This window comes from Mesorhizobium sp. M0016 (assembly GCF_040324035.1).
Classification (GTDB): Bacteria; Pseudomonadota; Alphaproteobacteria; order Rhizobiales; family Rhizobiaceae; genus Mesorhizobium.
In genome coordinates, this window is record NZ_JAMYVM010000014.1 from 71431 (window position 1) to 97049 (window position 25619).

Consider the following 25619-nt stretch of genomic DNA (forward strand, 5'->3'; position numbering starts at 1 on the left):
CCATATCAAAAGGTTTCATGGTATGCGCCTGCCCGACGTTTCAGGAAACGTCCGTCATTGCGGATATAAAAGCCCAACGACATGCTCTGCCATGGCGAGGCTGGCGGTAAGGCCAGGGCTCTCGATGCCGAACAGATTGACGATCTGACCGCCCCCGTGGTCAGCCGGTCCCTGGATGACGAAGTCGGCGGGCGGCTGGCCCGGACCGGACAGTTTCGGCCTGACGCCGGCATAGGCCGGTTGCAGGGCGCCGTCCGCCAGGCCGGACCAGTAGCGCCTGATTTCGTCGTAGAAGGCAGCGCCTCGTGCGGGATCGACGGTATAGTCGACGCGATCGATCCATTCGACATCCGGGCCAAAGCGCGCGCTCCCCGACATGTCGAGGGTCAGATGCACGCCGAGGCCGCCATGGACCGGCACCGGATAGATCAGCCGCGAAAAGGGCGAGCGGCCGGAAAGCGCGAAATAATTGCCGCGCGCCAGCCACAGCGGCGGAACACGGTCTTGCGGGAGGCCTTCGATGCGGCCGGCGAGCGCCTGCGCGTCGAGGCCGGCGGCGTTGATGAAGGCGCCGGTCTTCAAGGTGAAACCCTCGCCATCGGCGTCGCGCGTGTCGATCCGGATGCCGTCGGCTTCGATGCTCGCGCCTGAGACAACGGTGAGCAAGGCGAAAGATGCGCCGGCCGCTTCCGCGTCTCCACGCAATGACAGCATCAGCGCCTGGCTGTCGACGATGCCGGTTGACGGCGACAGCAGCGCGCCGGCGCAGCTCAGCGCCGGTTCCAGGCTTTCAGCCTCTGCGCGCGTCAAAAGCTTGAGGTCACCGACTCCGCATTGCGCCGCGTTGATCTGGATCGCCTGCAGTTTGTCCAACTGCTCGGGTTGGACGGCAACGATCAGTTTGCCGGTGCGATGATGGGCGACGTCGTGCTCGCGGCAATAGGCATAGAGACGCTCGCGGCCGTTGACGCAGAGACGGGCCTTCAGGCTGCCCGGCGTATAATGAAGCCCGGCATGGATGACTTCCGAATTGCGCGAACTGGTGCCCGTGCCGATGGCTGCGGCCTTCTCGACCACCAGCACCTCGCGGCCCGACAGCGCCAGCGCGCGGGCAATGGCGAGGCCGACAACACCGGCTCCGGCGACAACGCAGTCGACATCATGCATGGGTGGACTTTAGCGCGGACTGTCCGCGCCTGCAAAAACCTTGTCGCCGCCGATCCAGACGCCGTTGACGTCGAGGGCGTCCGACAGAGCGACGATATCGGCAGCCGTGCCATTGGCGAAGCGGCCGAGCCGGTGGGCCTGGCCGACCGCCTGCGCCGGATAGAGCGAGGCCATGCGCAACGCTTCCGACAGGTCCAGCCCGACGATCCTGTGCATGTAGCGGACGGCCGAGATCATATCGAGATCGGCGCCGGCCAGCGTGCCGTCGGCCAGCCGCAGACTGCCATCCTTGCGATAGATGATGCGGCCGTTAAGGGTGAACGACGTCATGTCGGTGCCGATCGTCGCCATGGCGTCGGTGACCAGCACGATCCTGCCCGGCCCCTGCTTGGCGCGCAGCGCGATTGCCATGGTGGCGGGATCGACATGGATGCCGTCGGCGATGATCCCGGCCGACAGACTGCCTATGTCGATGGCCGCACCCGCCAGCCCCGGCTCACGGTTGCCGATCTGGCTCATGGCGTTGAACAGATGTGTGACCACGCTGGCGCCGGCATCGGCAAAGGCTCTGGCCGTGGCGTAGCCGGTGTCGGAATGGCCGAGGCTGACAATCACACCGGCCTTGGCCAAGGCCGCAACGCGGGCAGGCTCGACGGATTCAGGCGCTATCGTCGTCAGCAGCACCGGCAGGTTTTTGCGTGCCGCGACCAGCGCCGCTTCATCCGCATCCGTCATCGGCCGGATCAGCGCCGGTTCATGCGCGCCCTTACGGGCGACGGAGAGATGCGGCCCTTCGAGATGCAGGCCGAGAAATCCCGGCAGTTTTTGCCGTGCCGCCCCGGTGCCGGCGGCAATGGCCGCGGCGGTGATGTCAGGCGTATCTGTGATCAGCGTCGGCAGCAGTGCGGTCGTGCCGAACGGCGCATGCGCCCGGCAGATTGTTGCCAGCGAGGCGACATCGGGATGGTCGTTGAGCATGACGCCGCCGCCGCCATTGACCTGCAGGTCGACAAAACCCGGCACCAGCATGCCGCCCCCGGCGTCGATGCGGGCAACGCCCGACGGAATGGCGCCGACGGGATGAATGCCTTCGACCACATCGCCGTGCACGACAAGGGCGGCGTTATCATGCCAGTCGTCGCCATCGAAAATTCGGGCGCCAGTCAGGGCAAAACGGTCGCTCATACGGTTTCCGTCACCTTGCGCAGATTGCGCGGTACGTCCGGATCGAGGCCGCGATGGCGGGCGAAGGCTTCGACGAAGCCGTAGAAGGAGACGATCAGCGTCAGCGGGTCGGTCAAGGGATGACCGGTGGCGACATGCGGCAGCCGCGCCGCGCTCTTGGCTTTGTCCGAGGTTACAAAAACTGCTGCACCCTTGCCGGCAAGGTTGTCGGCAGCCTCTGCCACGGACGGCTCGGAGGCATCGCGGGCGGCGAGCGCCAGCACCGGGAAGCCTGGCCCGACCAGCGCCAGCGGGCCGTGCATGACTTCGGCTGCACTGTAGGCCTCGGCATGCATGCCGCAGGTCTCTTTGAATTTCAGCGCCGCCTCGTCGGCCATCGCCGCCGACGGGCCACGGCCGAGGATGAACAGCGATTGCGGCGTCTCCAACGCGCCGGCCAGCGCCATCCAGTCGCAGGCGATCGCCTTGCTGAAATGCTCGGGCAGGCGGGCAAGGGCGGCCAGCAGTCTGTCGTCGCCGGTGCAATGCGCCATCAGCGCCAGGCCGGCGACCGCCGAATTGACGAATGTCTTGGTCGCCGCGACGCTGCGCTCGGGGCCGGCCAGAATGTCGATGGCAAAATCCGAAGCCCGCGCCAGCGGCGAATCGGCGGTGTTGGTGATGGCGACGGTGAGCGCACCGCCGGCCCGTGCCGTCTCGGCCATGGCGACGATGTCAGGGCTCTTGCCGGATTGCGAGATGGCGAGGCAAGCGGAACCGGCGAGCTTGAGCTTGGCGCCGTAGATCGAGGCGATCGACGGACCGACCGATGCCACGGCCAGGCCGGCGGTCAGTTCGACGGCATATTTCATGAAGGTGGCGGCATGGTCGGACGAACCGCGCGCGACGGTAACGACGAAGCTCGGATCGCGCTCGCGAATGCCGCGTCCGGCCTCGGTCAGCACCGCCGCCGAGCCATCGAGCAGACGCGCGACGGCTTGCGGAATTTCGTCGATCTCGCGCCGCATATGGGTGGTCTTGGGGATCATGGTCGGCCCTCTTCGCTCGGCCCTGTCAGGCGCAGTTCGGCGACGAAATCATAGGCGTCGCCGCGGTAGATGGAGCGGGTGAACTCGATCACCTTGCCGCTCGCGAGATAGGAAATGCGTTCGATGTGCAGGCCGGCAATGCCGGATGGCACTTCGAGCAGACGCGCATCGGCGTCGCCGAGATTGGCGGCGGAAATGCGCTGCACCGCCCGCACCGGCCGGTTGCCGGTCAGTTGCAGCGCCGCATAGAGTGACGAGCCTATCCCGGCCGGATCCGGCAGCACGCTGGCCGACAACGAGGCGCGCTCGATGGCCAGCGGCGTGTCGTTTGCGATGCGCAGGCGCGCCACGCGCGCCACCAGCTCGTTCGAGGACAGGCCGAGCACCATCATCTCGTCGGGCGAGGGCGGGTAGAGGTCGCGGTCGAGCCAGGCTGAACGCACCGCCATGCCGCGCCTTGCCATGTCCTCGGTGAATGAAGTGAGCCTGGACAGCGACTGCTCGACGCGCTCCATGCGCGGCGCCACGAAGGTGCCGGAGCCGTGGCGCTGCACGAGGATGCCGCCCTTGACCAGGTCCTGCACCGCCTTGCGGACGGTGACGCGCGAAATGTCGGCCTTGGTGGCGATGTCGCGCTCGGAAGGCAGCGCATCGCCCGGCCCGATCAGGCCGCGATTGACGGCGTCCTCGATGCTTTTCCTGAGCTGCAGGTAGAGCGGGGCGCCGCTCTGCGACGACTGCCTCAGCGTGGCGAAGATCTGGTCGGCGGCATCGCTCATCGCGTCGCCTCCGCTTTGACGAAGATGCGGGCCGCCATCTGCACGGCGCCGCCCAGCGCATCGTCGAGCGGTGCTTTCAGCAGCGCCTGGTAGCGCTGGGAAAGGCGCGGCCCATAGAGCGGCGCCAGCCCGCCGAGCAGGCAGAGCGGGGCGTCATCAGAGAGGTCGAGCGCGTGGAGCGACGCCTCGACATCGGCAACCGACTTGTCCACGATCCAGTTGGCGACGCTGTCGCCCTTCTCGGCATGCTCGAAAACCTTGGGCGCGAAGCCGCCGAAATCGCCGGGCTTGGCATTGGTGGTGAACTCGACCACGTCTTCGGGATTGTTGCGGAAAATGGCCATCATGCTGTCGGTCAGGGCTGAGCGCGGGCGGACGCCGTCATGGGCGAGCAGCGTCTGCTCCAGCAGGTCGCGGCCGATGCGGGCGCCGCTGCCCTGATCACCGACCTGAAAGCCCCAGCCGCCGATGGCGCGCGACGTGCCGCCCTTGCGCGCCATATAGGCGGTGCCGGTGCCGAGGATAGCCATGGCGCCGTCACCAGAGCCGACTGCCCCTTCGAGCGCGATCTCGGCGTCCGTCTCGACGCGGCTGATGCTGAACGGCAGGATTGCTTCAAGCTGCTGGCGGTAGGTGCCGACATTGGCGCCGGCAAGGCCGAGAATGGCTGGTGTCTGCGGGATCAGGTCCGGATCTTGCCCGGCGGCGATGAAGGCCTGACGAGCAGCCTCGACGATGTGGGTGCGAGCGCCGGTGAGATCGGTGCGGATGTTGGCGGCGCCGCTTTTGGCACGGCCAATGACAACGCCATCGCCTGTCGCAAGGGCTGCCCTGCAGCTGGTGCCGCCGCCGTCGATACCGAGCACGAATTTCACGCGATGTCTCCTCCGGGCGGATAATACCAATAAAATACCAATAGCCAAGGGATTAATTTCCGTTTCAAAAAGATTAAGGCGTATCAGGTTGAAAATCCGGGAATTTTGCCGGCTCAACGCTTTCCCAGTTCGCAATTTCGTTAATTCGTGTGGACAAGTGGTATTTTTTTGGTATTGTTCTTCCATCGGAGGGACAGGGATGGCCGAACCGCGCACCGAAGCGCTTCACAGCAATGCCGAGGGACTGGACATCCAGGCCCCGGACGCCATCCTTTCTTCTTTGGTCAATGCGCAGATCGAGGCCGCCAAGGCTGTGCGCGACGCCATTCCCGCCATCGCCGCCGCAGCCGAAATCATCGCCGGGCGGCTGAACGGCGGCGGCAAGCTCGCCTATGCTGCGGCCGGCAGCTCCGGCCTGATGGCGCTGGCCGACGCGCTGGAGTTGCCCGGCACCTTCGGCATCAAGCGCGAACGCATCGCCATCCTCATCGCCGGTGGCGACGACGCTTTCAAGACCCTGGCCGGCGGACCGGAAGACGACACCGACGAAGCCTCGACGGCAATTGCCGGCGCCGGCATCGGCAAGGGCGACTGCCTGATCGCGATTTCGGCCAGCGGCTCGACGCCCTATGCGGTGCAGGCGCTGAAGGATGCGCGCAGCCGGGGCGCGGCAACCATCGCCATTGCCAACAACAAGGACACGCCCCTGCTCAGGCTGGCCGACGTCGCCATCCTGCTCGAGACGCCACCGGAGGTGATTGCCGGCTCGACGCGCATGGGCGCCGGCACTGCCCAGAAGATCGCGCTCAACATGCTGTCGACGCTTACCGCCATTCATCTCGGCCATGTCCATGACGGCTACATGGTCAATCTCACCGCCGACAACATCAAGCTGCGCGACCGCGCGGCTCGCATCGTCGCCGCTATCAGCGGCCGCGACCGGCAAGACGCCGTGCGGCTGCTCGAAGCGAGCGGCGGCGTCGTCAAGATAGCCATTCTGCTCGCCGCCGGCGCTGCCAACGCCGTTGCGGCCGAGAAGATACTGGAAGGGACCGGCCAGAAGCTGCGGCCGGCCCTTTCCGCGATCGAGGGGAACAAGGGCGCGAAGGCCCCTGTTCTCAAAACCGAACCTGAAAAAGGTCAACAGGGAGACTAGCATGACAACGAAATTACTGACGGCACTGCTTCTCGGCACCAGCATTCTCGGCACCGCCGGGTTGGCTCACGCCGATGACGTAACGCTCAATATCGAAAGCTGGCGCGGCGACGACCTTGCCATCTGGAAGGACAAGCTGATCCCGGCTTTTGAGGCCAAGAACCCGGGCATCAAAGTGGTGTTCGCACCGTCGGCGCCGACCGAGTATGACGCCGCACTCGGCGCCAAGCTCGCCGCCGGCTCGGCTGGCGACCTGATCACCTGCCGCCCGTTCGACAAGTCGCTCGAACTGTTCAAGAAGGGCAACCTTGCCGACCTGTCGGCGCTGCCCGGCATGGAAAACTTTTCGCCCGTTGCCAAGGCCGCCTGGCAGACCGACGACGGCAAGGCGAGCTTCTGCGTGCCGATGGCCTCGGTCATTCACGGCTTCATCTACAACAAGGACGCCTTCGACAAGCTCGGCCTCAAGGTGCCGACGACGCGTGACGAGTTCTTCGCCGCGCTCGACAAGATCAAGGCCGACGGCACCTACATCCCGATGGCCATGGGCACCAAGGACCTATGGGAAGCCGCGACCATGGGCTATCAGAACATCGGTCCGAACTACTGGAAGGGCGAAGAGGGCCGCGCAGCGCTGATCAAGGGCGACCAGAAGCTGACCGACAAGGACTGGGTTGCTCCCTATGAGGAACTGGCCAAGTGGAAGCCTTATCTCGGCGACGGCTTCGAGGCCCAGACCTATCCGGACAGCCAGAACCTGTTCACGCTTGGCCGCGCCGCCATCTACCCGGCGGGATCGTGGGAGATCGGCCTGTTCAACACCCAGGCGCAGTTCAAGATGGGCGCCTTCCCGCCGCCGGTCGAGAAGGCCGGCGACACCTGCTACATCTCCGACCATACCGATATCGGCATGGGCCTGAATGCGGCGTCGAAGAATGCCGACGCGGCCAAGACCTTCCTGTCCTGGGTCGCCTCGCCGGACTTCGCCACCATCTACGCCAACGCACTGCCGGGCTTCTTCAGCCTGAATTCCACCCCGGTGAAGATGGAAGACCCGCTGGCGCAGGAATTCGTCTCCTGGCGCGACAAGTGCAAGTCGACGATCCGCTCGACCTACCAGATCCTGTCGCGCGGCACGCCGAACCTCGAGAACGAAACCTGGGTTGAATCGGCCAACGTCATCAATGGCACCGACACGCCGGAAGCTGCCGCCAAGAAGCTGCAGGACGGCCTCGACAGCTGGTACAAGCCGGGCAAGTAAGAGCTCAGACAACAGACAGGGCCCCAAGTGGACGGCCCTGCGTTTTTCGACAGCATCATCGACTGCGAACGACGGCGCCGCCCCTCATCCGCCTGCCGGCACCTTCTCCCCGTATAGTGACGGGGAGAAGGATCAGCCGAAACGCAGGCGCCCCCTCTCCCCGTCCTTCACGGGGAGAGCGTGAGGGTGAGGGGCAGCGCTGCCGTCGAAGGCATTGCTAAACCTGATCGGCGGGGACCGCACTCATGGCCGCACAAACACGACCGAAACGACCGTTCCGCTGGCATATCGGCGTCTTCCTGGCGCCGGCGCTGCTGGTCTATACGGCGATCATGATCCTGCCGCTGGCCGGCACCTTGCAGCTGTCGCTGTTCCGCAACGTCGAGCAGCATCAGGTGTTCGTTGGCTTCACCAACTTCCGTACGTTGTTCGGCGACCCCAACTGGTCGGTGGGTTTCTGGAACGCGCTGAGGAACAACACCTGGTTCTTCATCATCCACATGGTGGTGCAGAACCCGATCGGCGTGCTTCTGGCCGCACTTCTTTCCAGCCCGAGGCTGAGGTTCGCCGCCTTCTACCGCACCGCGATCTTCGTGCCGACCATCCTGTCCTTCGTCATCGTCGGCTTCGCCTGGAAACTGATCCTGTCGCCGTTATGGGGCGTGGCGCCGCATCTGATGGACCTGGTCGGCTTGAAAAGCCTGTTCACGCCGTGGCTGGGCAAGGAACGATATGCGCTGACCGCGCTCAGCCTGATCTCGGTGTGGCAGTTCGTCGGCATCCCGATGATGCTGATCTATGCAGCCCTTTTGTCGATCCCCGAAGAGGTGATCGAGGCGGCCGAATGTGACGGCATCACCGGCATGTCGCAGTTCTGGAAGATCAAGCTGCCGCTGATCCTGCCGTCGATCGGCATCATCTCGATCCTGACCTTCGTCGGCAATTTCAACGCCTTCGACCTGATCTACACCGCGCAAGGGGCGCTCGCCGGCCCGAACTATTCGACCGATATTCTGGGCACTTTCCTCTACCGCGCCTTCTTCGGCTTTCAGCTGCAGACCGGCGATCCCAATATGGGCGCGGCGATCGCCACGATGATGTTCCTGATCATCCTCGGCGGCGTCTGCGTCTACCTGTTCCTCGTCCAGACGCGCCTGCGTCGCTACCAGTTCTGAGGGGCGAGATGTCGAGCTTGAACACCCCCCTCTGGCCTGCCGGCCATCTCCCCCGCAAGGGGGGAGATTGGCAGCTCTGGCCTTGCCGCTCGTCTTGCAACGTTGGCGATTGGCGAAAGCAGTCGCGGCATCTGATCTCCCCCCTTGCGGGGGAGATGTCCGGCAGGACAGAGGGGGGTGCCTTGGTGCCGACCTCAACAGTCATCGCTCGTCAGGAGACCTTCCAATGAGCACCGCCACCCGTTCGCTGCCCCGCACCATCGGCGCCCACACGATCCTGCTGACCTATACGGCGATCGCACTGTTTCCGGTGATCCTGGTGATCATGAATTCGTTCAAGTCCCGCGCCGGCATCTTCAGCGAACCGCTGAGGCCGCCGACGCCAAAAACCTTCGACCTGATCGGCTATACCACCGTGATCGGGCAGGGCGACTTCATCCACTATTTTCAGAACAGCCTCGTCGTCACCGTCGCCTCGCTGTTCTTCGTGCTTCTGTTCGGCGCGATGGCGGCGTTCGCGCTATCGGAATACCGCTTTCGCGGCAACACGCTGATGGGGCTTTACCTCGCGCTCGGCATCATGATCCCGATCCGGCTCGGCACCGTCGCCATCCTGCAATTGATGGTGGCGAGCGGGCTGGTCAACACGCTGACGGCGCTGATCCTGGTCTACACCGCGCAGGGGCTGCCGCTGGCCGTCTTCATCCTGTCGGAATTCATGAAGCAGGTGTCCGACGATCTGAAGAATGCCGGCCGCATCGACGGCCTGTCGGAATACACCATCTTCTTCCGGCTGGTGCTGCCGCTGGTGCGGCCCTCGATGGCGACGGTCGCCGTCTTCACCATGATCCCGATCTGGAACGATCTGTGGTTCCCGCTGATCCTGGCGCCGTCGGAAGAGACCAAGACGGTGACGCTCGGCGCGCAGCTTTTCCTCGGCCAGTTCGTCACCAACTGGAACGCCATCCTGGCGGCACTCTCGCTGGCGATCATGCCGGTGCTGACCCTCTACGTCATCTTCTCGCGGCAGCTGATCCGCGGCATCACATCCGGAGCCGTCAAGTGAGCGGAGCCCTACAAATCTCTGCTGGAGCCTTCACCCCACCCGGCGCTGCGCGCCGACCTCCCCATCAAGGGGAGGTAAAAGGTCGTGGCTTCATTCACGACCGCCAAAGGGCGACTTTCGGAGAAGCTTCTTTGGCAGCGAGGGTGTTCGCAACAAAGTCCTACCTCCCCTCGATGGGGAGGTCGGCGCGAAGCGCCGGGTGGGGTGACACCCTCTCAGAAGGAACAACTGGAACATCTGGAGTAGTTAGGTGACCTCTAAATCGCCCCTTAGCGTCGTCGTCGCAGGCCTCGGCAATATGGGCCGCAGCCATGCGCTGGCCTATCATAACAATCCGGGCTTCGAGATCGCAGCACTCATCAACCGCTCCGACGTGCCATTGCCGGAAGGACTGTCGGGCTATGACATCCGTCGTTCCTTCGACGATGCATTGCGCGATGAAAAGCCCGACGTTGCCTGCATCGCCACCTATTCCGACAGCCATGCCGACTATGCGGTGAAGGCATTCGAGGCCGGCTGCCACGTCTTCGTCGAGAAGCCGCTCGCAACGACGGTGGCGGACGCCAAGCGCATCGTCGCCGCGGCCAAGGCCAACGGCCGAAAATTGGTGATCGGCTACATCCTGCGCCACCACCCCTCCTGGGTCAGGCTGATCGCCGAGGCGCGCAAGCTCGGCGGCCCTTACGTGTTTCGCATGAACCTCAACCAGCAATCGTCAGGCCCGACCTGGCAGACGCATAAGCAACTGATGCAGACGACCTCGCCGATCGTCGATTGCGGCGTGCACTATCTTGACGTCATGCTGCAGATCACCGACGCCAAGCCGGTCGAGGTGCGCGGCATGGGGCTGCGGCTGACCGAGGAAATCGCGCCGACCATGTACAATTACGGCCATCTGCAGGTGCTGTTCGACGACGGCTCGGTCGGCTGGTACGAAGCGGCCTGGGGACCGATGATTTCGGAAACGGCGTTCTTCGTGAAGGACGTGATGTCGCCCAATGGCTGCGTGTCGATCGTCATGAAGGAAGGTGTGAAGTCGGACGACATCGACACCCACACCAAGACCTCGACCATCCGCCTGCACAGTGCGGCGACCGGCGCGGACGGCAAGTTCGCCAGGCCGGACGAGATGCTGTCCATGGAAGGCGAACCCGGCCACCAGGACCTCTGTGACCTCGAACAGGCCTTCGTGCTGAAGGCGATCCGGGAAGACATTGACCTGACCCGCCACATGGACGACGCGGTGAAATCGCTCGCCGTCTGCCTTGCCGCCGATGAGAGCGTGCGCAGCGGCGCCCCAGTTAAGCTCTAGTAGGGCAAACTCTAGAACAAGGACGAAGCCGTGGGCTCGCTGGTAATCGAGAATGTGAAGAAGGCCTTCGGGCCGGTCGAGGTGCTGAAAGGCATCAACCTCGAAGTGACCGACGGCGAATTCGTCGTCTTCGTCGGCCCATCTGGCTGCGGCAAGTCAACCTTGCTCAGGGTCATCGCCGGGCTGGAGGATTCGACCTCCGGCAGGGTGGTGATCGACGGCGCCGATGTCTCGGCCACGCCCCCGGCAAAACGCGGCATCGCCATGGTGTTCCAGACCTATGCCTTGTACCCGCATCTGACGGTGAAGAACAATATGGGCCTCGGCCTCAAGCAGGCCGGCACGCCCGCCCCAGAGATCGAGCGACGCATCGGCGTCGCCTCGTCGATGCTGTCGCTGGAACCGTATCTCGAGCGCCGGCCGGCGGAACTGTCGGGCGGCCAGCGCCAGCGCGTCGCCATCGGCCGCGCCGTGGTGCGTGAGCCAAAACTGTTTCTCTTCGACGAGCCCTTGTCGAACCTCGATGCAGCGCTTCGCGTCAACACGCGACTGGAGATCGCGCAGTTGCATCGCCGGCTGAAGGCAACGATGATCTACGTCACCCATGATCAGGTCGAGGCGATGACGCTGGCCGACAAGATCGTCGTGCTCAACGCCGGCCAGATCGAGCAGATCGGCGGCCCGATGGAGCTTTACAATTCGCCGGCAAACGAGTTCGTCGCCGGCTTTATCGGCTCGCCGAAGATGAATTTCATCGACGGCCCCAGATTGGGCGAGACTGCCAAGACCATCGGCGTGCGGCCGGAGCATCTGACCGTGGATCCAAGGTCCGGCGCCTGGAAGGGAACGGTGGTGCACGCCGAACATCTCGGCGCCGACACCAACCTCTATCTCGACTGCGAAAAGGCCGGGCTGATCACGGTCCGCATTTTCGGTGTCTACGACGCCGAGCCAGGTGCGACGCTGTATGCAACGCCGGAGCCGGGTAAAACATACCGGTTTGGGGCGGACGGGAAGACGATCAAGTAATCCTTCGCCGACAGCAACCACGGCGATCACACCGCGCCGAGCAGCACCGCGCCATGGATCGCCGCCTGCCAGCCCAGGGCCGCCCAGCGTATGTCCAGAGGCTCTACAACAAGCGAATGCGGCAGGCTGTCCGCGATGCGCTGCTTGAGCGCCTGGCGGGGATAGGACTTCATGTCGACAATGCCGCCACCGATCAGGACCGCCTGCGGGGAAAACAAAGCGGCTGCCGTTGCGATGGTCACCGCCTGCTGCCAGACGATCTCATCGAGCCATTCGCGCAGCGATGGCGGCTGCCCGGCCGCCGAAAACAGATCGGCCACCGGGATATCGTAGTCTGTCGCGAGTTCGACAAGCGTTGCCCCTGAGGCGTAGGTCTCGACCCGGTTTGGCGGTCCGCTTTCGTCAGGCCGGTAGATCGGCATATGGCCGATTTCCAGCGCCCAGCCGCCGCCCCTGAAAATGCCGTCCTTGCCGAGATAGGCCGCACCGATGCCGGTGCCGAGATAGACCGCCAGCACCTCCTTTTGCCGCTTCACCGCGCCGGCAACGCTTTCGCCCAGCAATTGCAGCACGACGTCGCGTTCGAGCCGCACGGGAACGCGGAGCCGCGATGCCAGTTCCGTACCCAGCCGGATACCGTTCAGTTCGGGAATGTTGGCCGTGTGCAGCACCGTGTCGAAGTCGCGGTCGATGAACCCAGGCACCGTCGCAACGACCCGTGCAGGTTTGAGCCCGGCATCGCGGCAGGCTGCGGTGACCGCATCGGCCAACCCCGCCACAGGCGCGCCCTTGCGCAGTTGCGCGGTCGGGTAGGTGCGGGCGAAATCCACCGGGTGGCCGCGATCGGCAAAGCCAACCTTGACCGACGTGCCGCCGATCTCGACCACGGCGATGGTCTCATCCGTCGTTTTGTCGGTCATGCGAGCGGTTCCAGGAATTCCGAAAGACAGGCGCGGAATTCCAGCCGGTAGGCGGCGCGATCCTGCGATTTGGCTGTGATGGTGCAAAGCCGGGCCGACGGAATGAGTCCGGCCAGCGTCTGTGCGTCCTCCAGTCGATGGACGAGGTCATGGTCATGGCCGATGACAAGAGTCGGCACCGCGATAGCGCGGATGTCCGCCTCGCTCACGCCGGGACCATCGCCGGCGATCGCCGAAAGCAGCCTGCCGAACAGAACCGGGTCCGGGCGAGTGAAGAAGCCTTGCAGGCTGCCGAGATTGTCCGGCGCCAATCTGGCCAGTTCGCCGGCAACAGCGCTGTCATCGAACAGACGCCTGGCGTCTTGGGGCGAATGCCGCATCAAGAGATCGCCGACCACGGCATAGGGCCTCATATTGGCCGGTGCAGCCTGGGATACCCACGCAGGCCGGGCGAGCACCAGCGCCCGCACCCGCGCCGGCCTGTGCACCGCCAGGCGAAGCGCCAGCGCCGCGCCCATCGAGATGCCGCCGACGACGGCCGGGCCGAGGCCGAGATCGTCGGCCAGTGCATCGACGTCCTCGGCAAACGTCGCGATCGAAAGCTGCTCGACAGGCCCGTAGCCGGATCCGCCCTGGCCACGGCATTCGAGCGTCACGCGCCGCGTCACCGGCAGATCGGGAAACACGTCGGCCACCTGCGCCTCATCGCCGCCCAGCCCATGCTGGAAGATGACGGGAAGGCCCGTGCCGACCTCCCGGTAGGCAAGGTCGACGCCATCTCGGCTGAAGGTCTTTTTCACGTGTCGTCGCTCGCTTCCAGGACATTGCGCAGGAACGCGCCGACGCCGGGCGCCTCGGCCTCTGTCAGGCCATGCGTGATCAGGGGGCCGTCGAACCCGGCGGCTCTTAGGCAGCCGATGAAATGCGGGAAATCGACGACGCCCTGTCCGGCGGCGGCAAAACTGCCATCGGCATTGCGGTCCTTGGCATGGGCCATGCCGATCTCCGCAGCCAGCAGATCGACGGCCTCGTCGATCAGGCGGTGACGCTCCGCGCTGTCCGCCACTTCGAATAGATTGGCCGGGTCGAGCACGATGCGCAGGCGCTTGCTGTTCATTTCGTCGAGCAGGCGGCGTGCGGCCCGCGCGCTGGAGACGACATTGGCCAGTTCCGGTTCGATGCCGAGCTCGATGTCGAAGCGCTCGGCAATCGCGATCGCCGCTTCCATCTCCGTCCGCAGATCGCTCCATGCCGCCTCGCTTGCATTGTCGGGATGCCAGCGCCACGGATCCTGTGCATCCCTTGTGCCGGTGCACAGCGTGATCAGGCGCGTGCCCATGTCAGCGCATGACGCAGCCAGCACCTCCAGCCGAGCAAGACCTGACACACGAACCGAGCGATCCGGGTGGATCATATTGTAGGTTCCAGACACGGCCGCGATCGAAACGCCGGCCTCGCCGCTCGCCTTAGCGACGGACCGGGCCGCGCCGAGCTCAATGCTGTCCGGCATCGACGGCAGTCCAAGGCACGCCATGTTGAACTGCGCCGCCGTGTAGCCGCCGTCCGCGACCGCGCGCAGCACCGGCAAGGCGCCGGTGGTGGCGAAGGTCTTGGCGAAAATCCCAAGCTGCATCACACGACCCCGTCGACATCGGCCAGACGGACGGCGCGGCCGCCGGCAGCGGCCGAGCGGGCGATGGCCGCCATGCCCCTGACCGAGGCGATGCCGTCCTCGATGCTGGCGCCGATCATGGGCGCGCCATTCAGCACGACATCGGCAAAGCCTTCGAGCTGCCGGCGATAGAAGTGGCCATCCGCGCCAAGCGTGCGATGCCAACTGCCATCGGCCTCGCGGAAAATGTCGACCTCGCTGCTCTTGTAGTACCAGGGGTTATACGTCTTCGCGAGAACGCTGCCGTTCTGGCCATAGATCTGGAACCCTTCGTGCCAGTCCATGCGCACGGCGACCGTCAGGTCGAGATGGCCGATCGTGCCGTCGGCGAAGATGGTGGTGATGAACCAGCAATAGGCGCCATAGCGCTCGGTGAGCCGGGCCTCGACCGCCTCGATCGGCCTGTGCAGATGGCGCGCCGTATCGAGGAGATGGCTGCCATGCGCCAGCATGTAGTATTGGCGCAGATCCGCCTTGGGATTGACGGCAGGCTTGCGCGCCTTGGCGCTGGTGATGATCAGCGGTTGCACCGCATCGGTCATCGGGTAGCGGTGGGTGCTGTCGCAGTACCAGCCTTTGAACGCCAGCCGCTCGCCCATTTCGTCGTCGACGAAAGCCTTTGCCGCCTGGATGCCGGGATCGAAGCGCTTCATATGGCCGACCTGGAGCACCTTGCCGCTCTTGTCGAGCGTGGCCCGCAAGCCTTCGACCTCCTCGACCGAAACGCCCAGCGGCTTTTCGCAAAGCACATGCTTGCCGGCATCGAGCGCCAGTTCCGCGGCCTTGACGTGAAAAATGTCCGATGTCGCGATGATGACGGCATCGAGATCGGGATCGGCCAGCATCAGGCCGTAGTCGGCATAGGATTTTTCAGGCGCGTAGGTCGCCGCCATCCTGTCGCGCAGATCGTCGGCGACATCGCAGATGGCATAGAGATCGGTATTGCGTGCCTTGGTGCAGGATTCGAAATGCGCCGCCTGGGCAATCGGACCGCAGCCGAGCACGCCGACACGCAGCCGCTTTTCGTCTTTGCGAGGCATGGAATCTCTCCTGATTAGCGCGCGGCGAGGCCGCGAAGTTGAAATTGCGGATCGCCCGACAAAGCTGCCTGATGCAGCAGACAGGCAGCGCCCAATGCCGGACCGTCGGCCCCGACGCGCGACAGTTCGACCGTAGGAACGGGGTAACCTTCAGCCAGGAACTCCAGCAAGAAAGCTTCCACCTGCTCGGCGACAAAGGGATAGACAGCATTGACGGAGCCGGAGAGGATGATACGCTCCGGCTGCAAGGTGCAGGCAAGTGTCGCCAGGCCGCGGCCGAACCAGAGCGCCCAGTCGCGCGCGGTGGCAACGGCTGCCGGATCGCCGCCGGCCAGCGCTGCGACAAACTCATCCACGCCGGCGCTCAGTCCGCTTATGTGCAAATAGCGAGCCAGTAAAGCATCCTTGCCGACATAGGATTCCAGTCGGCCCGGGCGCTTCGCGTCGAAGACAAAACCTTCGTCGCCGATGCGCAGATGCCCGATTTCGCCGGCGCCGCCGAGCCGGCCGCGATGCAGCCTGCCGGCATTGATGATGCCGCCGCCAACGCCGTTCTCGATCAGGATGACCAGAGCATCCTCATGGTCCTTGCCCGGCTGCGCCCGGTATGTCTCGGCCACCGCCACGGCATTGGCATCGTTTTCCAGCAGGATCGGAAAATCGTCGCCAAAGGCGTTGCCCAAAAGCTCAGCCAGATTGACCCCGTGCCAGCCAAGGATGGTGGCATGGTATGAGACGCCATCAGCGGCGGGGAAGCCGGGCACGGCGACATTGAGCCCGTAGGGGCGCGTGCTCTCAGGCAATTGCGATCGGACATCGCCAACGAGTTCCTCGATGATGGCGACTGCAGCGGCAGGCGTACTACCCGGGCCGGCAAAGGCCTTCGATGCTGCGGCACGCTGCGTGCCAGCAAGGTCGACAGCCACGGCAGCGATCCAGTTGACGCCGATATAGGCGCCAAGGAAGAAGCCGCCATTGCCTTCGATCTCGACAAGGATTCCGGGGCGGCCGACCCGGCCCTCGCCGTCCTGCTCGTCATCCCCTTCATCCGAGCGCTCGCGCGCCAGACCGGCTTCGATCAGTCCCAGCACCAGGGCGCCGGTGGTCGACCGGGTCAGGCCGAGATCGCGTGCGAGCGCCGCCCGGCTCAACGCGCCGGCACGAAACAGCGCCGCAAGGGCCCGCGTTTCATTCGGCCGAAGATCGGTCGACACCAGCACGTCTTCCTCCGCGATTTGTTTGATTGCCATACTAATAGATTTTTTATGCGATTTGAAAGGGTCAAACGGGGCGCACTGTAACAAAATGTTCGGCGTTCTGAATCTGTTGACCCAAGGTTCAAACGATAATTTGTATCAAAAACTTACAAATTGACATGGGAGGATGCGATGCCGGTTCTAGCGCCATTGTCACCCACCAGGCCAAAAGCCTCGCCCTCATGACGTCGAGCGAGACATTGTCCAGCGCGCGGACGGCACCGAAATCCTTCACAATATGGGGACATCTCTTCGAATGCAGGCTTGTCGGTCAGCCTGGCCCGCTTTGCGATCAGAGATCGTCGCCGTCTCTCCAGCAGGCGATCAGATGACCGTCGCCGGCCTGCCTGACGGGTGGTTGCGCCTTTCGGCAATCGGGCAGCGCGACAGGACAGCGGGCGGCAAAGGAGCATCCGGAGGTTTCGGCATCGTGTGCCGCGACGTCGAGCTGAGCCGGAGCCCTCGGCGCCGTCTCATCCGAGGAGGCGGCCAGAAGCAGCTTCGTGTAGGGGTGGTTGGGGCCACGGAAAATCTGCTCGGATGACCCCGCCTCGACCAGCCGGCCGCGATAGAGCACGCCGATCCTGTCGGCCATATAGCGCACCACCCTGAGGTCGTGGCTGATGAACAGATAGGTGGTGTCCTTGTCGCGCTGCAGGTCGTTGAGCAAATTGAGCACGGTCGCCTGCACGGAAACGTCGAGCGCAGAGGTCGGCTCGTCCAACACCACGAGCTTCGGCACGCCGGCAAAGGCGCGCGCAATCGCCGCCCGTTGGCGCTGGCCACCAGACAGCGATCTCGGCTTCTGGTCGACGGTCGTAGCGGCAAGACGAACCGAGGCCAGGAGATCGCCGACACGCTGCTTCACCTCGCTGCGGCTAAAGCCGGCGAGCCGCCGCAGCGGACGGCCGAGGATCCTGCCGATCCGCTGGCGCGGATTGAGCGTGCGGTCGGGTGACTGGAACACCATCTGCACGTCGCGCCGTTCGCTCAGGCTTCTTTTCTCGACGCGCGGCGCGACAGTGCTGCCGAACAGCTCGACCGACCCAGCGTCCGGCGTCTGGAGGCCAGTCACGATCCTTGCCAATGTCGACTTGCCGGAGCCGGATTCGCCGATCAGCCCGAACGTCTCGCCCTGGGCTATCTCCAGGTCGATATCGTGCAGGACGGCCTGGGAGCCGAAGGCGTGGCTGATGCCTTTGCAGGCGACGGCGATCGGACGCGCGGCTTCCGGTTGATCGCTGCGGACAGGCTTCGACGGGCCGGTTGTGTGCATCTCGGCCAGCCTGCCGTCGCGCTTGGTGAAGTTGAGCGCCGGGATCGAGGCGATCAGCGCCTTGGTGTACGCGTGAACAGGGTTCTCGAAGACATCGTTGGCGATGCCGCTTTCGACGACAGTCCCCGACTGCATCACGGCCACCCGATCGCAGGCCCGGCGGACCATGTTGATGTCATGGCTGATCAGCAGAACGCTGGTTTTGTGATCGCGGCGCAAGTCCTGCAGGATGGCGACGATCTCGGACTGGACGCTGGCGTCAAGCGCCGTCGTCGGCTCGTCCAGCACCAGCAGCGACGGGTCGAGCGCAATGGCAATCGCGATGTTGGCGCGCTGCTGCATGCCGCCCGACAATTCGTGCGGATAGAGATCGAGCACCCGTTCCGGATTGCTCACCCTGACACGGCTCAGCAGCTCGGCGGCGCGGGTGCGTGCTTCGTCCTGCCGAACCGGGCGATGCCGCATGATCGTTTCGGTGATCTGCCGGCCGATCGTCATGGCCGGATTGAGTGCCGCACCTGGATGCTGGTAGACGGCCGCGATGCGATCGCCCCTTAGCCGGCGAAGCTGCTCGCCGGAGAGACTGCGGATCTCGCGACCCTGGAATTCGAGCGCCGACGCGGCGATCCGGGCGTTGCGCGGCAGATAGCGCAGAATAGCGAGAGCCACCGAGCTCTTGCCCGATCCGGACTCGCCGACAAGGCCGAGCGCTTCGCCTTCGCCGATGGCGAGCGATACGCCGTTGACGGCCGGACGCGATCCCCGGCGTCCATCATAGGCGACGGTGAGCTGCTCGACGTTCAGAACCGATGACGACATGTCTTGCTGAAACCACTTTCTTTCGGCGCGGCCTTCAAGGGCAATCGCTTCCGCTTTCGCAACGCACAATCTCTATAAAATTACTCGAATTAAGCTGGAGCGCAATCTACCTTTCATCGCTCAGGAGAGATTGTCGCAGCCGGTCGAGGCGTCGCGACGGTCCCTTGGAGCAGTTCTGCAAGGAGACCGGCATGGCACGCGACCACATGATCCTCAGCGCGTTTTTCTTCAACCCGCAGGGCGATCATCGTATGTCATGGCGCCATCCGCGCGCGCCCGGCCGCGAAGTGCTCGACTTCGACTTCTACCGCGATCTCGTCCAGTCTGCCGAGCGCGCCAGGATCGATACGATCTTCGTCGCCGACCATGTCGCGATCTGGGATTCCGTACAGAGCGGCGTCGCCCATTACGCCAATGCCCGCCTGGAACCGCTGACGCTGTTGTCGGCGCTTGCCGGCGTGACCAGGCATATCGGCCTCATCACGACCGCCTCGAGCTCCTACAGCGAGCCCTACAATGTCGCCCGCATGTTTGCCTCGCTCGACCATATCAGCAAGGGCAGGGCGTCTTGGAATGTGGTGACGTCGGCCATGGACGAGGAGGCCCGCAATTTCGGCCGCGACGGCAATATCGAGCACGCCTTTCGCTATGAGCGCGCCACCGAATTCCTCGATATCGTCAAGGCGCTGTGGGACAGCTGGGAAGACGAAGCCCTGCTTATCGACAAGGCATCGGGCTATTTCGCCGATCCCGACAAGGTCCATGCGATCAACCACAAGGGCCCGCACTTCAAGGTGCGCGGACCGCTCAATGTCTCGCGCCCGCCGCAGGGCCATCCGCTGATCGTCCAGGCCGGCTCGTCCGAAGACGGCAAGAATTTCGCTACCGCGCACGCCGATGCGCACTTTGCCATCTACAGCACCAAGGAAGACGGCATCAAATATAGGCAGGACATCAACGAGCGCCTCGCCCGTTACGGCCGCAAGCCCGAGAGCTTCAAGATCCTGCCGGGCATCCTGCCGATCGTCGCAGCTTCCGAAGCGGAGGGACGCGAGCGGCAGGAGTATCTGCAGAGCTTGCTTCCCGATAGGGTCGGCATCGACCTTCTCTCGAGCTGGAGCGGCGTCGATCTCTCCGTATATCCGCCGGACGGCCCGCTGCCGCCGCTGCCGGACGAGAGCACCTTCAATGGCGGCCGCACCTCGCTCAATCGCGTCAAGGAATGGTCGAAGCAGAACCTCACTCTGCGCGAGATCGCTCGCAAGCTCGCCAACAGCGGTTCGGTGCCGACCGGCGGCGGAACACCGAACCAGATCGCCGATCAGCTGCAGGACTGGTTCGAGGCAGGTGCCGCCGACGGCTTCAACCTGATGTTCCCGCTGCTCCCGGAGGATTGGGTGAATTTTGCCGAGCAGGTCGTGCCGGAACTGCAGCGCCGCGGCGTATTCCCCACCGAATATGCGCCGGGGACGCTGCGTGATCGTTTCGGCCTGGCTCGGCCGGCCAACCGCTTCGCCGAACAGCGCGACAATGTGCGCGCCGTATCCTGACTTGGGGCAACTGATATGACCGGAGCGCCAAAACTTCAGCCCCGCGAAGCCACGGCTCCGCAGCTCATCAATGTTCTGCACAGCCCTAAGCGCATTCGGGTCAAATTCGCCGGCCGCACCATCGCCGACAGCCGCAACGTCCTGGTGCTGCGCTCCAACCATTTTCTGCCGATCTATTTCTTCCCGGCCTCCTCGGTAGACCGCTCGCTCTTGAAGCCGTCCGAGCATCGCCAGCGCCATCCCGTCGGTGGCGAAACCACCTATTGGAACCTGGAGACGGGAGAAAAAGCTTCGCCCAACGCGGCCTGGTCGCTTGTCGCGCCGCCGGATGAAAATCTGTCGCCGCTGGCCGGGCGTATCGCCTTCACCTGGAAGGCGGTCGACCAATGGTTCGAGGAGGAAGAAGAGGTCTTCGTCCACGCCCGCGATCCATACGCACGCATCGATGTGCTGCAGAGTTCAAGTCACGTCCAGATCTGGTTCGACGGCGAACTGATCGCCGACAGCCATCGCCCGGTGCTGCTGTTCGAAACGCATCTACCGACGCGTTTCTACCTGCACCCGGACGATGTCAGGCTCGACCGGCTGACCGCTTCGGACAGCACGACGCGCTGTCCCTACAAGGGCATCGCCTCCTACTGGTCGGGCCGGCGCGCCGACGGCTCGGTAAGCCCCGATGTCGCCTGGAGCTACCGCGATCCCATTGCCGAAATGCCCAAGATCAGGGGCCTCATCGCCTTTTACCCGCAAGCCGTCGACCGCATCCATCTCGACGGCGAACCAGTCGCTTAAGCCATTCAACAGTCATTTCAGACAGGGGTTTCAAAATGACCAAACGCAACGACATCGATACGCTTCGCAATCTGTCCGGCGACATCTGGAACGTCGCCGTCGATGAGCACCAGGCCGGCTTCCTCAAGCGCCGCGATCTGCTGAAATACGCAGCCTTGATCGGCCTCACCGGCTTTGCCGCCTCGCAGGGACTTGCTGGTTTCGGCACGGCGCGCGCTGCCGGCGCCGGCGGCACGGTCCGCGTTGGGCTCGGACAGCCGACCAAGGCGATCGATCCCGTCTCCATCACCGATCCGGCCAGCATCGGCGTCATCAGCCAGGTCGGCGAATATCTCATCCTCGACGATCCCAAGGACGGTCTGCAGCCCAAGCTCGCTCTGTCGTGGGAGGCCGACGAGACCGCCAGCCGCTGGACCTTCAAATTGCGGCCGGGCGTAAAATTCCACGACGGCCGCACCGTCACCGCCAAGGATGTGGTGGCGAGCTTCGAGCGGCTGGTCGATCCGGCCAGCGGTTCGTCCGCTTTGTCGGCCTATAAGGGCATCCTGTCCAAGGGCGGCGCCAAGGTCGTCGACGACCAGACAGTCGCCTTCGATCTCGACGGGCCCAACAGCAACTTCCCCTTCTATGTCTCGTCCGACGTCTACAATGCCGTCATCCTGCCGGCCGACTATGCCGGCGATTTCGAGAAGAATTTCAACGGCACCGGCCCGTTCAAGCTCGAATCCTTCCGCCCCAAGCAGGGCGCCAGCTTCGTGCGCAACCCTGACTATTGGGGCGACAAGGCGCTGCCCGACCGCGTCGAAATCAAGTTCTTCGACGACGAGCAGGCGCAGGTGCTGGCGCTGCAGGCCGGCCAGCTCGACGTCATCCCGAGCACGACCCGGCTGGAATTGGCGATCGAGGGCAATCCCAACTTCAAGCTGCTCAGCGTGCAGGCAAGTTCGCATGACGAGGTGCATCTGCGGACCGACCAGGCGCCGTTCACCGACAAGCGCATTCGCCGCGCCTTGGCGCTCACCATCGACCGCGAGGCGGTGGTCAAGGGCTTGCTCAAGGGCCGCGCCATCGTCGGCAACGACACCCCGTTCGCGCCGATCTTCCCCTCGGCCGATCCGTCGGTGCCGCAGCGCAAGCAGGACATCGCCGAGGCCAAGCGCCTGCTTGGCGAAGCCGGCGTGCCGAACGGCTTCCCGGTGACGCTGACCACCGAGCGCGCCTATGACATTCCCGATTATGCCGTGCTGATCCAGAATTTTGCCAAGAAGGCCGGCATCGACATCAAGCTCAACGTGCTGCCGCAGGACGCCTATTATGGCTCGGCGAAGTTCGGCTCGTCGCCATGGCTCGATTCCAATCTCGGCATTACCGATTTCGGACATCGCGGCACGCCCGACATCTTCCTCAATGCCACGCTGAAGAGCTCGGGCGCCTGGAACGCCGCGCATTTCAACAACCCGGCCTATGACGGGCTGCTGCTCGAATATGGCAAGGCCCGCGACCTTCAGGCGCAACGCCTTGCCGCGGGCAACATCCAGACCTTGCTGCTGGACGAGACGCCGCTGATCATCAGCTACTTCTCGCAATACAGCCGCATCGTCTCGTCCAAGGTCGAGGGCGTCCGCTTCACGGCAATCTCGCATCTGCTGCTCGATCGCGTGACGTTCGCCCAGGCATGAGACGTCCAGCCACTCCGGGCACCACAATCCGATGCTGACCGGCCGCACTGTGTCGGTGCGGGCAGCCTCGCTTCTGCTCACGCTGTGGTTGGTCAGTATGCTGGTGTTCTTCGCCGGGCAGGTCCTGCCCGGCGATGTCGGCCGCCTCATGCTCGGGCCGTTCGCCGATGCCGAGGCTGTGGCTGCGCTGAACAAGCAGCTGGGCGCCGACCAGCCGGTGCTCATGCAATACTGGCACTGGTTCAGCAGCGTGCTGTCAGGCGACTTCGGCACCTCCCTGTCGCTGCGTTTGCCGGTGGCGCCCTTCGTTCTGGAAAGCTTCAAGCGCTCGGCGGCCCTTGCCGGAATTATCCTCGTCTTTCTGCTGCCGCTGGGCATCGGCGCCGGCATCGTCGCCGGTCTCAACCAGGGCCGCTTTATCGACCGCCTGATCGTACTCGCCGGCGTGTCATTCGGCATCGTCCCGGACTTCGTCTCCGGCCTGCTGTTGCTCATCGTCTTCGGCCTGTGGCTGAACTGGTTCCCGATCACCGGCGCTGCTCCCGATGGCGCCGGGCTGTGGGTCAGTGGCTATTATCTGATCCTGCCGGCGCTGCCGCTGGTGCTGAACCTTGCCGGCTACATCACCCGCATGACGCGGGCCGGTGTGATCGAGGCGCTGGCCGCCGACTATACGCGCACCGCCGTCCTGAAAGGCCTCGAGCGTCGCGAAATCCTCATCCGGCACGTGCTGCGTAATGCGCTGACGCCGACCATCGCCGTGCTGGCGACGCAGACCGGTTACATGCTTGGCGGGCTGGTGGTGATCGAAGCGCTGTTCGGCATACAGGGTCTCGGCAACCTTGTCCTCAACGCCGCCAAGTCGCGTGACTTCCCGATGCTCGAAGCCGGCGTGCTGGTCATGGCGACCATCTTCGTGCTGTCGGCCGCGGCAGGCGATCTCGTGAATGCCTTGCTCGATCCGCGGCAGCGCCGCCGTGTGTCGCCATGATGGAACTGATGGAATTGCCGGAGCGCCGTACGCTGGGCTGGCGGGCAGCAAGTCGCATCCGCGAGACTGTTTCGCAGCTGCCGCCCTCGGTGATCGTTGGATCGCTGATCCTGCTGTTCTGGGTCGGCTGCGCCGTGTTAGGCAGCCTGTTTGTGCCCTACGATCCCTATGCCGAGGATTTCCTGGTCATGCTGGCGCCGCCTGATGCCGCGCACTGGTTCGGCACCGACCAACTTGGCCGCGACGTGCTGTCGCGCATCGTCGTCGGCTCGCGTGACATCCTGCTGGTCGCGCCGGCAGCAACACTGCTCGGCGTTGCCGCCGGCAGCGTGCTTGGCCTCGTGCTCGGCTATTTCGACGGGCTGATCGACGCTATCGGCGCCAGGCTGCTCGACACGCTGATGGCCTTTCCCTTCATCGTCCTCGTCACCATGGCGCTGGTCGCGCTTGGGCCATCGAACCTCACCGTCATCCTTGTGATCGGCATCGCCTATGCGCCGCTGGTGGCACGGACGGTGCGTGCCGCCGTGCGCGAGCAGCGCGAACGCGACTATGTCAGCGCCGCTCGTCTCGGCGGCGAGAGCGCTCTTTCCATCATGTTCCTCGAGATCCTGCCTAATGTCAGGGAAACCATCCTCATCGAGCTGGTCACGAGGCTTGGCTACGCCTTCTTTTCGATCGCCACGCTGAGCTTCCTCGGCCTCGGCATCCAGCCTCCCTCAGCCGATTGGGGACTGGCGGTCGCCGACGGCTACGGCTTCCTGACCGGCGGCAAATGGTGGGTGGTGATCTTCAACTCCGCAGCCATCGTTTCGCTTGTCATGGCAACCAATCTGATCGCGCAAGGCATGGGGGCCTTCGAAAACAGCGACCGGTGAAGAGCGGAACGCTCAGCAAAGCTGACGCGCAATCGCGGACCGTGCGCTAAAATCGTTCCTCGTGATTCGGCTCTGACAGGGCCTCAAAGCAAGGAACGGCATGAGCAAGGCCCTCATTACATTCGCATTGGTCGCGGTGCTCACCGCATTGCTCATGGCGCTCAGCCTGGCGGTCGCCAGGCACGGCTATCCCTATGGCGCGATCGGGGTGAGGCGGCTGGACGGCATCGCCGATGCCGGGTCGTTCCTGCCACTCGCCGCCGTCTATTTTTTCGGCGCCATGCTGATGATGATCCTGCCGATCCGCGCCGCCGGCATCGTCTTGACCCATGCTGCGGATGCGCTGTTCTGGGCGGTGATTGCCCTGTTCGCCACAATTGTCGGCTGTCTCGTCGCCCGCTGGGCTTTCGGCCAGAGCAGCGTGCTGTGGGCGCTCCTGAACTGGCGTTTCCTGTTCGCCGCGGCCATCGTTGGCAGCCATTTCACCATGAACGGGCTGCGCCGCAACATCCTGCTCAGGAGCTTGTTCTTCGTCATCTTCGCCGCGGCGACGCTGGCTTGCCTGTTCTGGACTTTTCCGACCTGACAGGGCCGCTTCATATTGTCCATCTTGAGGTCGCGGCTTTCATAGCCGCGCGCCATCGGCTATCCAGTCCGCAGCTAGATTTCAGCCCTCACAGTGTCGTCATTTGTCTGATAAATAATTCAGGCAT

General features: G+C 64.2%; 23 protein-coding genes. 12 read left to right on the plus strand and 11 right to left on the minus strand.

Going from position 1 to position 25619, the window contains the following annotated elements:
* Positions 1–54: 54 nt before the first annotated feature.
* The 5 genes from NKJ88_RS20290 to NKJ88_RS20310 are packed head-to-tail and all read right to left on the minus strand — an operon-like array spanning position 55 to position 5034.
* Entirely contained in the window at positions 55–1167 is a 1113-nt protein-coding gene (locus NKJ88_RS20290) for an NAD(P)/FAD-dependent oxidoreductase (RefSeq protein WP_023696931.1), read from the minus strand.
* Positions 1168–1176: 9 nt separating this feature from the next.
* Positions 1177–2352 carry an N-acetylglucosamine-6-phosphate deacetylase gene (nagA, locus tag NKJ88_RS20295; protein WP_023806186.1) on the minus strand — a complete coding sequence of 392 codons (1176 nt, stop codon included), beginning with the start codon at positions 2350–2352 and terminating at the stop codon, positions 1177–1179.
* Positions 2349–3380 carry an SIS domain-containing protein gene (locus NKJ88_RS20300; RefSeq protein ID WP_023668848.1) on the minus strand — a complete coding sequence of 344 codons (1032 nt, stop codon included), beginning with the start codon at positions 3378–3380 and terminating at the stop codon, positions 2349–2351. The genes nagA and NKJ88_RS20300 overlap by 4 nt, the downstream gene beginning before the upstream one ends.
* On the minus strand, positions 3377–4159 hold the full coding sequence (locus NKJ88_RS20305) for a GntR family transcriptional regulator (protein WP_023668847.1): 783 nt from the start codon (positions 4157–4159) through the stop codon (positions 3377–3379). Before NKJ88_RS20305 ends, NKJ88_RS20300 begins: the two co-directional genes overlap by 4 nt.
* Complete coding sequence (locus NKJ88_RS20310; RefSeq protein WP_023668846.1) at positions 4156–5034, minus strand: glucosamine kinase nucleotide-binding domain-containing protein; 879 nt, start codon at positions 5032–5034, stop codon at positions 4156–4158. The genes NKJ88_RS20305 and NKJ88_RS20310 overlap by 4 nt, the downstream gene beginning before the upstream one ends.
* A gap of 199 nt (positions 5035–5233) precedes the next feature.
* On the opposite strand from NKJ88_RS20310, the gene NKJ88_RS20315 reads away from it, so the two are divergent.
* The 6 genes from NKJ88_RS20315 to NKJ88_RS20340 all read left to right on the plus strand — a co-directional run bounded on the left by NKJ88_RS20315 (position 5234) and on the right by NKJ88_RS20340 (position 12033).
* Positions 5234–6190: an N-acetylmuramic acid 6-phosphate etherase gene (locus NKJ88_RS20315; RefSeq protein ID WP_023689957.1), complete on the plus strand. Its 957-nt coding sequence runs from the start codon at positions 5234–5236 to the stop codon at positions 6188–6190.
* Position 6191: 1 nt separating this feature from the next.
* A complete protein-coding gene (locus tag NKJ88_RS20320; RefSeq protein ID WP_023668844.1) occupies positions 6192–7451 on the plus strand; it encodes an ABC transporter substrate-binding protein in 1260 nt (419 codons plus the stop codon).
* A gap of 245 nt (positions 7452–7696) precedes the next feature.
* The gene (locus NKJ88_RS20325; protein WP_023707791.1) at positions 7697–8626 is read left to right on the plus strand and encodes a carbohydrate ABC transporter permease; all 930 of its coding nucleotides are present in this window, start codon (positions 7697–7699) and stop codon (positions 8624–8626) included.
* A 226-nt stretch (positions 8627–8852) separates the two neighbouring features.
* Positions 8853–9692, plus strand: a complete 840-nt coding sequence (locus NKJ88_RS20330) for a carbohydrate ABC transporter permease (RefSeq protein WP_352445181.1) — start codon at positions 8853–8855, stop codon at positions 9690–9692.
* A gap of 250 nt (positions 9693–9942) precedes the next feature.
* Positions 9943–11004: a Gfo/Idh/MocA family protein gene (locus NKJ88_RS20335; RefSeq protein WP_352445183.1), complete on the plus strand. Its 1062-nt coding sequence runs from the start codon at positions 9943–9945 to the stop codon at positions 11002–11004.
* Positions 11005–11034: 30 nt separating this feature from the next.
* Positions 11035–12033 carry an ABC transporter ATP-binding protein gene (locus NKJ88_RS20340; RefSeq protein WP_023715542.1) on the plus strand — a complete coding sequence of 333 codons (999 nt, stop codon included), beginning with the start codon at positions 11035–11037 and terminating at the stop codon, positions 12031–12033.
* A 26-nt stretch (positions 12034–12059) separates the two neighbouring features.
* Here the strand turns inward: NKJ88_RS20340 and NKJ88_RS20345 are convergent, their stop codons facing one another.
* The 6 genes from NKJ88_RS20345 to NKJ88_RS20370 form a co-directional block, all read right to left on the minus strand.
* Positions 12060–12953 (minus strand): ROK family protein, encoded by an 894-nt coding sequence (locus tag NKJ88_RS20345; RefSeq protein ID WP_352445185.1) that lies wholly within the window; start codon positions 12951–12953, stop codon positions 12060–12062.
* Positions 12950–13753, minus strand: coding sequence for an alpha/beta fold hydrolase (locus tag NKJ88_RS20350; RefSeq protein ID WP_023715544.1), 804 nt, complete (start codon positions 13751–13753; stop codon positions 12950–12952). The genes NKJ88_RS20345 and NKJ88_RS20350 overlap by 4 nt, the downstream gene beginning before the upstream one ends.
* Positions 13750–14586, minus strand: coding sequence for a sugar phosphate isomerase/epimerase family protein (locus NKJ88_RS20355; protein WP_352445187.1), 837 nt, complete (start codon positions 14584–14586; stop codon positions 13750–13752). The genes NKJ88_RS20350 and NKJ88_RS20355 overlap by 4 nt, the downstream gene beginning before the upstream one ends.
* Positions 14586–15665, minus strand: a complete 1080-nt coding sequence (locus tag NKJ88_RS20360) for a Gfo/Idh/MocA family protein (protein ID WP_023668836.1) — start codon at positions 15663–15665, stop codon at positions 14586–14588. Before NKJ88_RS20360 ends, NKJ88_RS20355 begins: the two co-directional genes overlap by 1 nt.
* Positions 15666–15679: 14 nt before the next feature.
* On the minus strand, positions 15680–16915 hold the full coding sequence (locus NKJ88_RS20365; protein WP_352445189.1) for an ROK family transcriptional regulator: 1236 nt from the start codon (positions 16913–16915) through the stop codon (positions 15680–15682).
* 298 nt (positions 16916–17213) lie between these two features.
* Positions 17214–19016 carry a dipeptide ABC transporter ATP-binding protein gene (locus NKJ88_RS20370; protein WP_023823839.1) on the minus strand — a complete coding sequence of 601 codons (1803 nt, stop codon included), beginning with the start codon at positions 19014–19016 and terminating at the stop codon, positions 17214–17216.
* Between the two features lie 191 nt (positions 19017–19207).
* On the opposite strand from NKJ88_RS20370, the gene NKJ88_RS20375 reads away from it, so the two are divergent.
* The 6 genes from NKJ88_RS20375 (at position 19208) to NKJ88_RS20400 (ending at position 25492) form a co-directional block, all read left to right on the plus strand.
* Entirely contained in the window at positions 19208–20566 is a 1359-nt protein-coding gene (locus NKJ88_RS20375) for an LLM class flavin-dependent oxidoreductase (RefSeq protein WP_352445191.1), read from the plus strand.
* 15 nt (positions 20567–20581) lie between these two features.
* Complete coding sequence (locus NKJ88_RS20380) at positions 20582–21358, plus strand: DUF427 domain-containing protein (protein ID WP_352445193.1); 777 nt, start codon at positions 20582–20584, stop codon at positions 21356–21358.
* 35 nt (positions 21359–21393) lie between these two features.
* On the plus strand, positions 21394–23037 hold the full coding sequence (locus NKJ88_RS20385; RefSeq protein ID WP_352445194.1) for an ABC transporter substrate-binding protein: 1644 nt from the start codon (positions 21394–21396) through the stop codon (positions 23035–23037).
* 31 nt (positions 23038–23068) lie between these two features.
* Positions 23069–24028, plus strand: a complete 960-nt coding sequence (locus NKJ88_RS20390; protein WP_352445196.1) for an ABC transporter permease — start codon at positions 23069–23071, stop codon at positions 24026–24028.
* A complete protein-coding gene (locus NKJ88_RS20395) occupies positions 24025–24906 on the plus strand; it encodes an ABC transporter permease (RefSeq protein ID WP_023707792.1) in 882 nt (293 codons plus the stop codon). The genes NKJ88_RS20390 and NKJ88_RS20395 overlap by 4 nt, the downstream gene beginning before the upstream one ends.
* Before the next feature lie 100 nt (positions 24907–25006).
* Complete coding sequence (locus NKJ88_RS20400; RefSeq protein WP_023684247.1) at positions 25007–25492, plus strand: hypothetical protein; 486 nt, start codon at positions 25007–25009, stop codon at positions 25490–25492.
* The last annotated feature ends 127 nt before the right edge of the window (positions 25493–25619 follow it).